General features: G+C 61.2%; 16 protein-coding genes and 1 riboswitch. All 16 genes read left to right on the top strand.

Annotated elements, in window-relative coordinates; all coding sequences use genetic code 11:
* Nucleotides 1–13 precede the first annotated feature (13 nt).
* Nucleotides 14–154: riboswitch (molybdenum cofactor riboswitch) on the top strand.
* The 16 genes from moaA to G5168_RS16765 all read left to right on the top strand — a co-directional run bounded on the left by moaA (nucleotide 142) and on the right by G5168_RS16765 (nucleotide 13,047).
* A complete protein-coding gene (moaA, locus tag G5168_RS16840; protein ID WP_421230720.1) occupies nucleotides 142–1,137 on the top strand; it encodes a GTP 3',8-cyclase MoaA in 996 nt (331 codons plus the stop codon). Its footprint overlaps the riboswitch before it by 13 nt.
* Before the next feature lie 238 nt (nucleotides 1,138–1,375).
* Nucleotides 1,376–1,918 carry a ferredoxin-type protein NapF gene (gene napF, locus G5168_RS16835; protein WP_139430237.1) on the top strand — a complete coding sequence of 181 codons (543 nt, stop codon included), beginning with the start codon at nucleotides 1,376–1,378 and terminating at the stop codon, nucleotides 1,916–1,918.
* Nucleotides 1,919–1,947: 29 nt separating this feature from the next.
* Complete coding sequence (locus G5168_RS16830) at nucleotides 1,948–2,202, top strand: chaperone NapD (RefSeq protein ID WP_421252501.1); 255 nt, start codon at nucleotides 1,948–1,950, stop codon at nucleotides 2,200–2,202.
* A gap of 101 nt (nucleotides 2,203–2,303) precedes the next feature.
* A complete protein-coding gene (gene napA / locus G5168_RS16825; protein WP_245131252.1) occupies nucleotides 2,304–4,793 on the top strand; it encodes a nitrate reductase catalytic subunit NapA in 2,490 nt (829 codons plus the stop codon).
* A gap of 14 nt (nucleotides 4,794–4,807) precedes the next feature.
* A complete protein-coding gene (gene napG / locus G5168_RS16820; protein WP_245131254.1) occupies nucleotides 4,808–5,545 on the top strand; it encodes a ferredoxin-type protein NapG in 738 nt (245 codons plus the stop codon).
* Nucleotides 5,542–6,417 carry a quinol dehydrogenase ferredoxin subunit NapH gene (gene napH / locus G5168_RS16815; RefSeq protein ID WP_421252482.1) on the top strand — a complete coding sequence of 292 codons (876 nt, stop codon included), beginning with the start codon at nucleotides 5,542–5,544 and terminating at the stop codon, nucleotides 6,415–6,417. The genes napG and napH overlap by 4 nt, the downstream gene beginning before the upstream one ends.
* Nucleotides 6,417–6,872 carry a nitrate reductase cytochrome c-type subunit gene (locus G5168_RS16810; protein ID WP_005334452.1) on the top strand — a complete coding sequence of 152 codons (456 nt, stop codon included), beginning with the start codon at nucleotides 6,417–6,419 and terminating at the stop codon, nucleotides 6,870–6,872. The genes napH and G5168_RS16810 overlap by 1 nt, the downstream gene beginning before the upstream one ends.
* Nucleotides 6,873–6,883: 11 nt before the next feature.
* Nucleotides 6,884–7,474 carry a cytochrome c3 family protein gene (locus G5168_RS16805; RefSeq protein ID WP_005353459.1) on the top strand — a complete coding sequence of 197 codons (591 nt, stop codon included), beginning with the start codon at nucleotides 6,884–6,886 and terminating at the stop codon, nucleotides 7,472–7,474.
* 241 nt (nucleotides 7,475–7,715) lie between these two features.
* On the top strand, nucleotides 7,716–8,222 hold the full coding sequence (moaB, locus tag G5168_RS16800; protein ID WP_005344126.1) for a molybdenum cofactor biosynthesis protein B: 507 nt from the start codon (nucleotides 7,716–7,718) through the stop codon (nucleotides 8,220–8,222).
* 9 nt (nucleotides 8,223–8,231) lie between these two features.
* Entirely contained in the window at nucleotides 8,232–8,756 is a 525-nt protein-coding gene (moaC, locus tag G5168_RS16795) for a cyclic pyranopterin monophosphate synthase MoaC (protein WP_421252481.1), read from the top strand.
* Nucleotides 8,753–8,998 (top strand): molybdopterin synthase sulfur carrier subunit, encoded by a 246-nt coding sequence (moaD, locus tag G5168_RS16790; RefSeq protein ID WP_107685090.1) that lies wholly within the window; start codon nucleotides 8,753–8,755, stop codon nucleotides 8,996–8,998. Before moaC ends, moaD begins: the two co-directional genes overlap by 4 nt.
* Nucleotides 8,999–9,000: 2 nt before the next feature.
* The gene (moaE, locus tag G5168_RS16785; protein WP_421252480.1) at nucleotides 9,001–9,474 is read left to right on the top strand and encodes a molybdopterin synthase catalytic subunit MoaE; all 474 of its coding nucleotides are present in this window, start codon (nucleotides 9,001–9,003) and stop codon (nucleotides 9,472–9,474) included.
* 87 nt (nucleotides 9,475–9,561) lie between these two features.
* On the top strand, nucleotides 9,562–10,290 hold the full coding sequence (gene modA / locus G5168_RS16780; protein ID WP_204385249.1) for a molybdate ABC transporter substrate-binding protein: 729 nt from the start codon (nucleotides 9,562–9,564) through the stop codon (nucleotides 10,288–10,290).
* A 111-nt stretch (nucleotides 10,291–10,401) separates the two neighbouring features.
* Nucleotides 10,402–11,082: a molybdate ABC transporter permease subunit gene (modB, locus tag G5168_RS16775; RefSeq protein WP_421252479.1), complete on the top strand. Its 681-nt coding sequence runs from the start codon at nucleotides 10,402–10,404 to the stop codon at nucleotides 11,080–11,082.
* The gene (gene modC, locus G5168_RS16770; protein WP_421252478.1) at nucleotides 11,079–12,179 is read left to right on the top strand and encodes a molybdenum ABC transporter ATP-binding protein; all 1,101 of its coding nucleotides are present in this window, start codon (nucleotides 11,079–11,081) and stop codon (nucleotides 12,177–12,179) included. The genes modB and modC overlap by 4 nt, the downstream gene beginning before the upstream one ends.
* Before the next feature lie 91 nt (nucleotides 12,180–12,270).
* Entirely contained in the window at nucleotides 12,271–13,047 is a 777-nt protein-coding gene (locus G5168_RS16765; RefSeq protein ID WP_270818937.1) for an alpha/beta fold hydrolase, read from the top strand.
* Nucleotides 13,048–13,049: the final 2 nt, after the last annotated feature.

The raw sequence follows: 13,049 nt of genomic DNA, 5'->3' as shown, positions 1-13,049 counted from the left end.
TGTTAGCATCGAAAAACTAGATGAACTCCGAGCGGTTTTGCCTAAGTCCTAGCGATAGGGGGAAACCAGCCGTCAGCCGACGTTCGAGCTGTAAGGGTCAGGAAAGAAATGCCCTGGCCTCCCGTATTTGGAAAGGTGTTTATGTTGCCACTTGAAGATGGTTTTTCCCGTCGTTTTTACTATTTGCGTCTGTCAGTGACCGATGTGTGCAATTTCCGTTGCACCTATTGCCTGCCTGACGGCTATCGCCCCCCGGAAGGTCACAAAGCGGGGCGTCAACCCTTTCTCTCGATTGACGAGATCCGCCGCGTGGTCAGCGGTTTTGCCGCCATGGGCACCCGCAAGGTGCGCATCACGGGGGGCGAGCCCTCCCTGCGCCGCGATTTCACCGAGATCGTCAAGGTGATTGCCACCACCCCGGGTATCGAGAAGGTCGCTATGACCACCAACGGCTATCGCCTGAAGGAGCGGGCCCAGGAGTGGTTTGATGCCGGACTCAACGCGCTGAATGTCAGTGTCGACAGTCTCGACCCGCGCCAGTTTCATCAGATCACCGGTGAGAACAAGCTGGCCGAGGTGATGGAGGGGATCGAAGCAGCACTGGCCGCCGGTTTCAAATCGGTGAAGATCAATGCTGTGCTGCTCAAGGGGCTCAACGACTGCCAGCTTGATGCCTTTCTGGGCTGGATCAGGCACAAGCCCATCGAGCTGCGCTTTATCGAGCTGATGCAGACCGGCGAGATGGATACCCTGTTTCGTGACCACCATGTCAGCGGGGAGCAGATCAAACAGCGCTTGCTGGAGAGCGGTTGGGTGCAGCAGTTGCGGGGCACGGATGACGGTCCGGCGCAGGTATTCATGCATCCGGAATCGCAGGGTGGAGTGGGGCTTATCATGCCCTACAGCAAGGATTTCTGTGCCGGTTGCAACCGGCTGCGGGTCTCCTCGCTGGGGAAGCTGCATCTGTGCCTGTTTGGCGACAACGGCATCGACTTGCGGGATCTGCTCGGCGCAGATGGGCAATCTGATGAGCTGCAACAGCGCATTCGCGCGGCACTGGCGGGCAAGAGTGCCACCCATCGTCTCCATGAGGGCAATGCCGGAATCACCCCTCATCTCGCCTCGATCGGCGGATAACCGCAAAAATCGCCAACGATTAAATAGCAATCCTCACATGGAGGTATTTTAACCGATACCTCCTTTTTTATTGCGCTGCAACGCTTTGATCTGGCGCAAGAATCCCCCCTGTTTATCTCCCTGGTGGTATATCCCTTACCTTGTCAGGGCCGCAATATACACCCACTCTTATAATTGGTATCAAGAATGCCAATCATGGACTCGCACTGTCCCCTTTTTCACCAGAACAGGAGTCAACATGCCGGATGAGATCGATCTTGCCCGCCGCGGCCTGTTCCGGGGGCGGCTGAGAACCGCCGAACCGCCGGTGCAGTTGCCCTGGTCAGTCAACTGGTCGGCATTTGTCGCCGACTGCACCCGCTGCGGGGACTGTCTGGCGGCCTGTCCGGAGCAGATCCTGGTGAATGGCGAGGGCGGTTTTCCGGTGGTCGATTTCCAGCGTGGCGAATGCACCTTCTGCACCGAGTGCGTCACGGTCTGCAAGGTGCCGCTGTTTCGCCCGACCAGCGAGTCTCCCTGGCACTATAAGGCCCATATCGAGGCCAACTGTCTGGCCAATGGTCAGGTGTTCTGCCAGCGCTGTCAGGACAGCTGCGAGCCCAATGCCATTCGTTTTATTCCGGTGCTGGGGCGTGTGCCCACCCCGACGGTCGAGCCGGATCGCTGTAATGGCTGCGGCGCCTGTGTGCAGGATTGTCCGGTTGGCAGCATCAAGGTCGACGGGCGAGCCGCCCCATCCGGTGGTGCGAGCCAGCCCACCCTCAAGCAGGAGTCAGAATGAGTCAGAAGCCGTATGACACAGAAGCCACAATGGATCAGGAGTTCCATGTATCGAGTCTGGTGGTGCTGACCCAGCCCCCTTTGCGCCATCAGCTCGCCGAGCAGATTGGCGCCCTTGAAGGGGCCGAGATCCACGCCGTCAGTGACGAGGGCAAGCTGGTCGTGACCCTGGAAGGTCCGATCCAGCGGCCGATCATGGCGGCCATTGATGCGATACAGGCGATGCCGGGCGTGCTCTCAGCCGCCCTGATTTACCACCAGTTCGATGAACTGGGCGGTCACTGAAAAGAGTGATGGGATGCCGGGCGTGCCCTCTGCCGCTGATGGCTGGCTCCCGTTCGACAGATTCGACAACTATTACGCGATAAGCAATGTGAGGATATGCCATGAAGCTGAGTCGACGCGACTTTATGAAGGCCAACGCGGTGGCAGCTGCCGCTGCCGTGGCCGGTGTCAGTGCCCCCACGCTGGCAGCCAATCTCATCACCAGTACCGACAAGACGGCCATCCATTGGGATAAGGCTCCCTGCCGCTTCTGCGGTACCGGCTGCTCCGTGCTGGTGGGCTCTCAGGATGGTCGGGTCGTGGCGACTCAGGGTGACCCCGATGCGCCGGTCAACCGTGGCCTCAATTGCATCAAGGGCTACTTCCTCTCCAAAATCATGTACGGTCAGGATCGCCTCACTCAGCCCATGTTGCGGATGAAGAACGGCAAGTTCGACAAGGATGGCGACTTCGCTCCCATCAGCTGGGATCAGGCCTTCGACATCATGGCCGAGAAGTTCAAGGCCACCCTGAAAGAGAAGGGGCCGACTGCCGTTGGCATGTTCGGTTCCGGCCAGTGGACCGTCTGGGAAGGCTATGCCGCCGCCAAGCTGATGAAGGCCGGTTTCCGTACCAACAACATCGACCCCAACGCCCGTCACTGCATGGCCTCTGCGGTTGTCGGCTTTATGCGTACCTTCGGTATGGATGAGCCGATGGGCTGCTATGACGATATCGAGCAGGCCGACGCCTTCGTGCTGTGGGGCTCCAACATGGCCGAGATGCACCCCATCCTCTGGTCGCGGATGTCCGATCGCCGTCTCTCCAATCCGGATGTTCAGGTGCACGTGCTCTCCACTTTTGAGCACCGCAGCTTCGAACTGGCGGACAACGGCATTGTATTTACCCCCCAGACCGATCTGGCGATCCTCAACTATGTCGCCAACTACATCATCCAGAACGACAAGGTGAACTGGGACTTCGTCAACAAGCACACAGTGTTCAAGAAAGGTGTCACCGACATCGGTTACGGTCTGCGTCCGACCAACCCGCTGCAGCAAAAAGCGAAGAACCCGGACAGCGGCGATGCCACTCCGATGACCTTCGAAGAGTTTGCCAAGTTTGTGGCCGACTACGATGTGGAGTCTGTCTCCAAGCTCTCCGGCGTCTCCAAAGAGAAGCTGGAAAAACTGGCCAAGCTCTATGCCGATCCGAACAAGAAGGTGGTCTCTTACTGGACCATGGGCTTCAACCAGCATACTCGCGGTGTCTGGGCTAACAACCTCTGCTACAACATCCACCTGCTCACCGGCAAGATCTCCGAGCCGGGCTCTGGCCCCTTCTCCCTGACTGGCCAGCCTTCTGCGTGCGGTACCGCGCGGGAAGTGGGCACCTTTGCCCACCGTCTGCCGGCCGACATGGTGGTTACCGATCCCAAGCATCGCGCCATCGCCGAGAAGATCTGGAAACTGCCGGAAGGCACCATCCCGGAGCAGGTGGGTTACCACGCCGTGCTGCAGGATCGCATGCTCAAGGATGGCAAGCTCAACGCCTACTGGGTGATGTGCAACAACAACATGCAGGCCGGTCCCAACATGAATACCGATCGTCTGCCTGGCTATCGCGACCCGCGCAACTTCATCGTGGTCTCTGACCCTTACCCGACCGTCACTGCCCAGGCTGCCGACCTCATCCTGCCCACCGCCATGTGGGTGGAGAAAGAGGGGGCCTATGGCAACGCAGAGCGCCGCACCCAGTTCTGGCATCAGCAGGTGAAAGCGCCGGAAGGGGCCAAGTCCGACCTGTGGCAGCTGATGGAGTTCTCCAAGCGCTTCAAGGTCGAGGAAGTGTGGCCAGCTGAGCTGATTGCCAAGATGCCGGAAGTGAAGGGCAAAACCCTGTTCGACGTGCTCTATGCCAACGGTCAGGTCAACCAGTTCCCGAAAGAGCAGAGCAAAGGGCTGCTGAACGACGAAGCCGAGCACTTCGGTTTTTACGTCCAGAAAGGTCTGTTCGAAGAGTACGCCACCTTCGGCCGTGGTCACGGTCACGATCTGGCACCGTTCGATCAGTACCACGAAGCGCGCGGTTTGCGCTGGCCGGTAGTGGATGGCAAAGAGACTCTGTGGCGCTATCGCGAAGGGTTTGACCCCTATGTGAAAGCGGGCGAGGGGGTGCGTTTTTATGGCAAACCCGATGGCAAGGCGGTCATCTTCGCCCTGCCGTTCGAGCCTGCCGCCGAGTCGCCGGATAAAGAGTACGACCTGTGGCTCTCCACCGGTCGCGTGCTGGAGCACTGGCACACCGGCACCATGACCCGTCGGGTGCCTGAACTCTATCGCGCCTTCCCGGATGCGGTGCTCTTCATGCACCCGGACGATGCCAAGGCTCGCGGCGTGCGCCGTGGTGAAGAGGTGATCGTCTCCTCCCGCCGTGGCGAGGTGAAAACCCGGGTCGAGACCCGTGGTCGCAACCGTCCGCCGAAAGGACTGGTCTTCATGCCCTTCTTTGATGCCAGCCAGCTGGTCAACAAGCTGACCCTGGACGCCACCGATCCGCTCTCCAAAGAGACCGATTACAAGAAGTGCGCCGTCAAGGTGATGAAGGCCTGAGGCGGGGAGTAGAGATGAGTCGTAGTCGTCGCCAGTTTCTGGCCGACATGGCCAAGGGGGCTTGCGGTGTGAGCCTGCTCGGCGTGGGGCTCGGCGGCATGGCCCGCCAGCAGGTGCATGCAGTGCCGGCTCAGGCGCTGCGCCCGCCCGCCGCTCTCGATGAAACAGAGTTCCTCAGCGCCTGCGTGCGTTGCGGGCTCTGCGTTGAGGCCTGCCCCTACGACACCCTCAAGCTCGCCCGGCTGTTTGACCCTGTGACAACTGGTACCCCCTATTTCAAGGCGCGTGCCGTGCCCTGCGAGATGTGTGATGACATCCCTTGTGTGGTGGCCTGTCCGAGCGGGGCGCTGGATCAGCAGATGACCGACATCGATCAGGCCCGGATGGGAGTGGCTGTGCTCATTGATCACGAGACCTGCCTCAACTATCTGGGGCTGCGCTGCGATGTCTGTTATCGGGTCTGCCCGCTGATTGACAAGGCGATCACTCTTGAGCTGCAGCATAACCAGCGTACCGGCAAGCACGCCATGTTCCTGCCCACGGTACACAGCGATATCTGTACCGGCTGTGGCAAGTGTGAGCATGCCTGCGTGCTGGAGGAGGCCGCCATCAAGGTGGTGCCACGCCAGCTCGCCAAAGGTGAGCTGGGTCATCACTACCGGCTCGGCTGGGAAGAGAAGGCCAAGGCGGGGAACAAGTCGCTCATCGGCGACAGGCTCACCCTGCCCACCCGTAAACCGGAGGGGTTATGAGTCGTTATCCGGGGGAAGAGGCTCGCATCAAGCTGGGGTGGTGGCGTTCCCACCGCTTCCTGCTGCTGCGCAGGCTCAGTCAGTTCAGTGTGCTCGCATTGTTCCTGCTGGGGCCGCTGGCGGGCATCTGGATCCTCAAGGGCAACCTCTCCAGCTCGCTGTTGCTGGAGACGGTGCCGCTGACCGAGCCCCTCACGCTGTTGCAGTCGCTGGCGGCGGGTCACTGGCCCATCACCTCACTCTGGCTGGGTGCTGCCATTGTGCTGGCCGGTTACTGGCTGGTCGGTGGGCGGGTGTTCTGCTCCTGGGTCTGTCCGGTCAACCTTATCACTGACGCTGCGGCTTGGCTCAGGGGGCGACTTGGACTAAAGGGCAACGGCCAGTTCAGCCGTGCGACCCGCTACTGGCTTCTCGCCATGGTGCTGGTGGTGCCAGCGGTGGTCGGGGTGATGGCGTGGGAGCTGGTCAATCCTGTGTCGCTGGCCATGCGCGGCCTGCTGTTTGGCATGGGGGCGGGCTGGGCCCTGCTGGTGGCGCTATTCCTGTTCGATCTCTTCGTAGTTGAGCGGGGCTGGTGCGGTCATCTCTGTCCGGTGGGTGCCTTCTATGCCCTGGTCAACCGGGTCGGATTTATCAAGATTTCTGCCAAGGGGCGCGAGCGGTGCAACAACTGCATGGATTGTTATGCGGTCTGCCCGGAGCGTCCCATCCTGCGCGGGCCTGTTCACGGTGCCAAGCGCGGTCACGGGCCCTTGATTGCGGCTCAGGAGTGTACCAACTGTGGCCGCTGCATCGATGTCTGCGCGGAACAAGTTTTTGAAATCACTGTAGGTTTTGCCGTCAAGGCAGAAAAAACGTCGGAGAACAAATAATGAAAAAGCTGATTGGAGCAATGCTGGCCTGCCTGATGGCGGGATCCTTGATGGCAGCGGCCCCCGAGATCACCAACAGTACCGGTGGCCTCAAGTCCGAGCGTGGCGCCACCGATCTGGTGACCGATGCCACCGCCGCGCCCCTGAAAAACTTCCGCAAGGATGGCGCGCCCTACGATCGCCAGTACATGCATCAGCCGCCGCTGATCCCCCACGACATTCGCAACTATGAGGTGGATACCAAGGTCAACAAGTGCCTGGCTTGCCACAGCTTCAAGAATGCCAGCGCCATGAAGGCCCCCAAGATCAGTCCGACTCACTTCGAGACCCGCGACGGCCTGACCCTGGGTGAAGTGTCGCCGCGTCGCTACTTCTGCCTGCAGTGCCATGTACCGCAAGCGGATGCCAAGCCGCTGGTGGAAAATACCTTTAAACCGGTTGAAGCGCTGAACTGAGGAATCCATAGATGAAATTACCCGGCTTTATCCAGCGTCTGTGGACCACCTTCAAGTCACCATCGAAGGCGGCTCTCTGGGTCATCCTGCTGATGGGCTTCTTCGGTGGCGTGATTTTCTGGGGTGGCTTCAACACCGCCATGGAAGCATCCAACACCGAGGCCTTCTGCACCAGCTGTCACGAGATGAAGGACAACGTGTTCGAGGAGTACCGCGACACCATCCACTACGCCAACCGCTCCGGCGTGCGGGCCAGCTGCCCGGATTGCCACGTACCGCACGAGTGGACCTACAAGATCATCCGCAAGGTGCAGGCTTCCAAGGAGTTGTGGGGCATGATCACCGGCAAGGTGGATACCCGCGAGAAGTTCGAGTCGCACCGACGCGAGATGGCGGAGCGGGAGTGGCAGCGGATGAAAGAGACTGATTCGCGCGAGTGCCGCAACTGCCACAACTTCGAATACATGGACTTCTCCCTGCAGGGACAGCGTGCCGCCAAGATGCACTCTACCAATCTGGCCAGTGGTGAAAGTACCTGTATCGACTGTCACAAGGGGATAGCTCACCAGCTGCCCGACATGACCGGGGTGAAAGGGTTCTGATCCTGCGACGACAGGCCGGGTTTACCCGGCCTGCGTTTTGTTCATATATGGGACAAGCATCAGATTTGTGTGTCTTTTAAATCCCATATCTCGTGAAACCTTTGATAGAATCAGCCCGCCGTCACACGCTTGAGCAAGTTGGTCCCCCTGTCTGCGTCCGTTTTTGCGTCCTGACAGCTGGCCTCTCATACCCCTTCTCTTCCTGCCTCGTTGACGGCCCATAGCCACAAGGAGCTGCCCGATGGGACAGAAACACAACGCATTTATTCCCCTCAAGATCGCCGTGCTGACGGTCTCCGACAGCCGCACCGCCGCCGATGACAGCTCGGGCGACTATCTGGTCTCGGCCCTTACCGACGCGGGCCATCAGCTGGCCGATCGGGCACTCTGTCCGGACAACCTGTTTCGCATCCGCGCGCGGGTGAGCGAGTGGATCGCCGATGAGGGGGTGCAGGTGGTACTGATTAACGGCGGTACCGGCTTCAATGAACAGAACCGGGTACCGGAAGCGGTTGGTGTGCTGTTCGAGCGCACCGTACAGGGTTTTGGCGAGATGTTCCGTCAACTCTCTTTTGCCGAGATTAAAGGCTCCGCCATGCAGAGCCGTGCGCTGGCGGGACTCGCCAATCGCACCCTGATCTGCTGTCTGCCCGGCTCCACCGGCGCCTGTCAGCTGGGTTGGGAGCAACTGATCCGCGATCAGCTCGATGCCCGCACCAAGCCGTGCAACTTTGTCTCCCACCTCTGAGAGCAAGCGATGAACCAGATCGATCCCAAGCAGACCCAGCCCAACCTGACGCATCTGAACCAGAGCGGCGAAGCCCATATGGTTGATGTGACCGACAAGCAGGTGACCGAGCGCGAAGCCCGTGCCGAGGCGTTTGTTGCCATGGCCCCCGAGACGCTGGCGCTGATCCTGAGCGGCCAGCACCACAAGGGTGACGTGTTCGCCACCGCCCGCATCGCCGGCATCATGGCCGCCAAGAAGACCTCCGATCTTATCCCACTCTGCCATCCGCTGGCCTTGACCAAAGTCGAGGTGGAGATAGTGCCGCTGCCCGAGCAGAATCGGGTGCATATCCGCACCCTCTGCAAGCTCTCCGGCAAGACTGGTGTCGAGATGGAGGCTCTGACCGCCGCGTCGGTAGCGGCGCTGACCATCTACGACATGTGCAAGGCGGTGCAAAAGGACATGGTGATCGAACAGGTGCGGCTGGTAGAGAAAAAAGGCGGCAAGTCTGGCCATTTTCAGTTGGGCTCAACGAGCGGGGAACAAGCATGATCAAGGTACTGTTTTTTGCGCAAGTAAGAGAGCTGGTAGCGTGTGACGAGCTGAACCTGCCGTGCGACTACGCCACCGCCGAACAACTGCGCGCGGCGCTCTGTGAGCGCGGCGACAAGTGGGCGCTGGCGCTGGAAGCTGGCAAGCTCTTGGTCGCGGTCAATCAGACCCTGGTGCCCCTCGATACCCCCATCAACGATGGCGATGAGGTGGCCTTCTTTCCGCCGGTGACCGGAGGTTAAGGATGAGCGAGGCAACCATGACCGATCGCATTCTGGTCCTGCGGGAGGATTTCTCGCTGGCGGACGAATATGCCCGCCTCGCCACCCGCGCCGACAGTGGCGCCATCGTCACTTTTGTTGGCAAGGTGCGCGACTTCAATCAGGGGGAGGAGGTGAAGGGGCTTGCCCTCGAGCATTACCCCGGCATGACCGAGAAGGCGCTGGCCGATATCGTGCAGGAGGCCCGCCGCCGCTGGCCGCTGCAGGAGTGTACCCTCATTCATCGTATCGGCGAGTTGTGGCTTGGCGATCAGATCGTGCTGGTGGCGGTGAGCAGTGCCCACCGCGACGCCGCCTTTGACGCCTGTCACTTCATCATGGATTTCTTGAAAACCCGGGCGCCGTTCTGGAAAAAAGAGCTGACTGCCGAGGGTGTGCAACGCTGGGTCGAGGCCAAGGAGAGCGACAACGCCGCCGCCGCCCGCTGGCAAGCCTGACCTGTTCATCACGAGGGGCGCAGGTTCAACGGGAACCACGGCCCCGCCAAGGGGCGCGGATGTGCGGGCCCCATCAGGAGAAAGGGAATGAAACCGCTGTTATCTGTTGTCATCGTAGGAGTCTGCGCCGCCACCTTGCATACCGGTGTCGTGCAGGCCGATGAAGTGAAAGTGGCCGTGGCGGCCAACTTCAAGGGAACCATAGATCGTATTGGCAAGGAGTTTACCGCCAAGACCGGCCACACCCTGGCCATCTCGTCTGCCGCCACCGGAGTGCTCTACACCCAGATCAGTCACGGCGCGCCGTTCGATCTCTTCCTCTCCGCCGATGCGGCGACCCCCGAGAAGCTGGAAAAAGAGGGCAAGGGGAGTGAGCGCTTCACCTACGCCATCGGCCAGCTGGGGCTCTGGAAGAAGGGGGGGCCGGCCCCTGACGAGGCGACCCTGCGCAGCTGGAAAGGCAACCTCGCCATCGCCAATCCCCGTACCGCCCCCTATGGTGCTGCTGCCATGGCGACCCTCACCCATCTCAAGATCGATCCCAAGCAGTACCGGCTGCTGACCGGCGCCAACATCGGCCAGACCTGGCAATTTGTCGACACCGGCAATGCTGAACTGGGCTTTGTCGCCTGGGCCAATCTGGTTGAGGCGGGCAAGACTGGCGAAGCCTGGGCTGTGCCTGCGAGCTTCTATCCCCCCATCGAGCAGCAGGGGCTGGTATTGAAGAAAGGCGCCGCGGTCGAGGCGCTGGTGGCCTGGCTCAAGGGGCCGGGTCAGGCGCAGATCAAGGCAGCGGGTTATGCCTTGCCCCAATAAGGGGATGGGCCTGATGCGATACCCTGAGTGGTCGGCCTTCGGGTCGGCCACTCTTTGCAATAAGGATGGATACCATGCTGTTGGGGGCATTTATCAACCGGGAGGTCGGCAATGAGTGAAGGGGATCTGCTGGCGGTCTGGCTCACCCTGAAGCTTGCGGCCTGCACCACAGCGATTTTGCTGTTGCTGGCACCGCCGCTGGCCTGGTGGCTGTCGCGCAGTCAGAACCGGCTGCGGCCGCTGGTGGAGGCGCTGGTGGCACTGCCGCTGGTGCTGCCTCCCACGGTACTGGGTTTTTATCTGCTGCTCGCCTTCTCCCCCGAATATGGCTTCGGCGCCTGGTGGCGCGACACCTTTGGTGCCCCTCTTGCCTTCAGCTTTCTCGGCCTGCTGTTTGCCTCCATCCTCTATTCGCTGCCGTTCGTGGTGCAGCCGCTCACCTCCGCCTTCGTCAACATGGGCAACAAGGAGCTGGAAGCTGCTGCGACCCTGGGGCTCGGCCCGCTGGAGCGCTTCTTCCACATCATCTTGCCGATGACCCTGCCCAGCTTCGTAATGGCGGCGGCGCTCGGCTTTGCCCATACATTGGGGGAGTTTGGCGTGGTGCTGATGATTGGCGGCAATATTCCGGGCGAGACCCAGGTGCTTTCGATTACCCTGTTTGATCATGTGGAGGCGATGGATTACCGACAAGCCCACTATCTGGCTGGCGGCCTGATGGCCTTCTCGCTGGTGATGCTGGTGCTGGTCTACGGGGTGTTGCAGCGCAGACAGCGGAGAGTGTTTGGATGAACCAGCACGCCACTATGCCGCCAGTGAACGAGCCGCACCGCCATGCCCTGAACCTCCATGTCCGGCGCGAGTTTGGCTCCTTTACCCTCGACTGCGCACTGACCCTCGAGCTGGGGGGGATCCTCGGCCTGTTTGGCCCCTCAGGCTGCGGCAAGAGCACCCTGCTGCGCATCATCGCCGGGCTCGATCGCCAAAACGGGGATCGCTTGCGGTGGCGCGATCGGGAGTATGCTCAACTGCTGCCCGAAGCGCGCCGGATCGGACTGGTGTTTCAGGACTCGCGCCTCTTCCCCCATCTGACGGTGCTTGGCAATCTGCAACTGGCGGCCCGCAAGGGGCGAGGGCGCTGGCAGCCCGAGGCGCTGGCGGCTCGGCTCGGTTTTGCCGATCTGCTGGGGCTGCCTGCCCATGCCCTCTCTGGCGGTCAACGCCAGCGGGTAGCGCTGGGGCGGGCGCTGCTGGCCGAGCCTGATTTGCTGCTGCTCGATGAGCCTTTTTCTGCGCTCGATCGGCGCAGCCGCATCCATCAGGCCCATGTGCTAAAGGGCTTGCAGCAGGAGAGCGGCATCCCGATGATCTTCGTCAGCCACGCCATGGAGGAGGTGAGCCTGCTCTGCGATCAGCTGGTGTTGCTGGAAAGTGGTAGGGTGGAGGCGCAAGGTCGGCCGAGCGAGATCTTCGCCCGAACCGATCTCTCGCTCGCCAGTCGCGACGATGCCGGGGTGATGCTGGATGCAACCCTCTCTCACTACGATGATGACGAGCAGATGGCGACCCTGCAACTCGGCGAGCAGCAGCTGCGGGTCACCATGACCCATGTGCCGGATGAGAGCGGCCCCTTGCAGATCAAGGTGGCCGGGCGGGATGTGGTGATCGCCACAGCCCCCATCGAGCACTCCAGTCTCTCCAACTGTCTCGTCACCCGTCTGCTGGCGGTGCGCGAGGTGCGCCCCGGCCAGACCCTGTTGCAGTTGGCGCTGGGTGAGCAGATACTGCTGGCCCGGATCACCAGCCGCTCCGCCAGGCGGCTGGCGCTGGCGCCGGAGCAGCAGATCTACGCTTATATCAAGGCGGTGAGTCTGGTCAGCGAAGGCTGATTGGGCGCCGTGCTGATAACGTGGCAGGATGGCCACGGGCAACATAACAACAAGAGATGGTTCAGGTGATGAGTCGAGAGGCAATACACTGATGCGCCGCAATCAGGTGATGAAATTCAACGGTCTTGCCCTGCGCAGTGCGGGGGAGGGCCCCTTGTTGTTGCTGCTGCACGGGCTGGGCTCCTCGAGCCTCGACTGGCAGGCGCAGATCGAACGGTTTTCCGAGCACTACCGGGTGGTGGCGCTGGACTTGCGCGGCCACGGCCAGAGCATGCAGGAGGGGCCGTTCGATGTGGCGACCCTGGCAGCCGATGTGGTGAACTGGCTCGATGCACAGCCAGAACCCGCCTGGGTGGTGGGATTGTCGCTGGGGGCCATGGTCGCGCTGGAGCTGGCGCTGCAACTGCCCCACAAGGTGCAGGGGCTGGTGCTGGTCAACGGTTTTAGCGAGTTTCTGCTGGAGACCCCCAAAGAGCAGGAGCGTTACGCCCAGCGTCTCAAGTGGCTGCGCTGGTTTGGCATGCGCCCCCTCGCCTGGTGGCTGGGACGCGAGCTCTTCCCGGGCCCGGATCTGGCACAGGTGCGCCACACCTTCCGGCTGCGTTTCGTGCGCAATAAAAAGAAAACCTACAAGGCGCTGCTGGAGGCGTTACCCGGCTGGTCGGTACGCGCCCGGCTCGGCTCCATCTGGCAGCCGGTGGCCATCATCTCCACCAGTCACGACTACCTGCCGCTGGCCAAACGGGTAGAGCAGTTTGCCGCCCTGCCCAACGCCACCATCCACACCCCCAACGGCCACCACGCCTGGCCTGCGGAAGACCCCTCGGGCTTTAATCACCTGTTGCAACGGATCCTCACGACCCATTGAGG

The sequence above is a fragment of the Aeromonas sp. 600724 genome (assembly GCF_049175135.1).
GTDB classification, from domain to species: Bacteria; Pseudomonadota; Gammaproteobacteria; order Enterobacterales; family Aeromonadaceae; genus Aeromonas; species Aeromonas veronii_A.
The sequence above is the reverse complement of the archived record's forward strand: the minus strand, read 5'-3'. Positions and strand labels throughout refer to the sequence as shown.

Bases quoted from the DNA above. Each gene is read 5' to 3' on its own strand.
- moaA (WP_421230720.1), top strand. From the start codon at position 142: ATGTTGCCACTTGAAGATGGTTTTTCCCGTCGTTTTTACTATTTGCGT.
- napF (WP_139430237.1), top strand. From the start codon at position 1,376: ATGCCGGATGAGATCGATCTTGCCCGCCGCGGCCTGTTCCGGGGGCGG.
- G5168_RS16830 (WP_421252501.1), top strand. From the start codon at position 1,948: ATGGATCAGGAGTTCCATGTATCGAGTCTGGTGGTGCTGACCCAGCCC.
- napA (WP_245131252.1), top strand. From the start codon at position 2,304: ATGAAGCTGAGTCGACGCGACTTTATGAAGGCCAACGCGGTGGCAGCT.
- napG (WP_245131254.1), top strand. From the start codon at position 4,808: ATGAGTCGTAGTCGTCGCCAGTTTCTGGCCGACATGGCCAAGGGGGCT.
- napH (WP_421252482.1), top strand. From the start codon at position 5,542: ATGAGTCGTTATCCGGGGGAAGAGGCTCGCATCAAGCTGGGGTGGTGG.
- G5168_RS16810 (WP_005334452.1), top strand. From the start codon at position 6,417: ATGAAAAAGCTGATTGGAGCAATGCTGGCCTGCCTGATGGCGGGATCC.
- G5168_RS16805 (WP_005353459.1), top strand. From the start codon at position 6,884: ATGAAATTACCCGGCTTTATCCAGCGTCTGTGGACCACCTTCAAGTCA.
- moaB (WP_005344126.1), top strand. From the start codon at position 7,716: ATGGGACAGAAACACAACGCATTTATTCCCCTCAAGATCGCCGTGCTG.
- moaC (WP_421252481.1), top strand. From the start codon at position 8,232: ATGAACCAGATCGATCCCAAGCAGACCCAGCCCAACCTGACGCATCTG.
- moaD (WP_107685090.1), top strand. From the start codon at position 8,753: ATGATCAAGGTACTGTTTTTTGCGCAAGTAAGAGAGCTGGTAGCGTGT.
- moaE (WP_421252480.1), top strand. From the start codon at position 9,001: ATGAGCGAGGCAACCATGACCGATCGCATTCTGGTCCTGCGGGAGGAT.
- modA (WP_204385249.1), top strand. From the start codon at position 9,562: ATGAAACCGCTGTTATCTGTTGTCATCGTAGGAGTCTGCGCCGCCACC.
- modB (WP_421252479.1), top strand. From the start codon at position 10,402: ATGAGTGAAGGGGATCTGCTGGCGGTCTGGCTCACCCTGAAGCTTGCG.
- modC (WP_421252478.1), top strand. From the start codon at position 11,079: ATGAACCAGCACGCCACTATGCCGCCAGTGAACGAGCCGCACCGCCAT.
- G5168_RS16765 (WP_270818937.1), top strand. From the start codon at position 12,271: ATGCGCCGCAATCAGGTGATGAAATTCAACGGTCTTGCCCTGCGCAGT.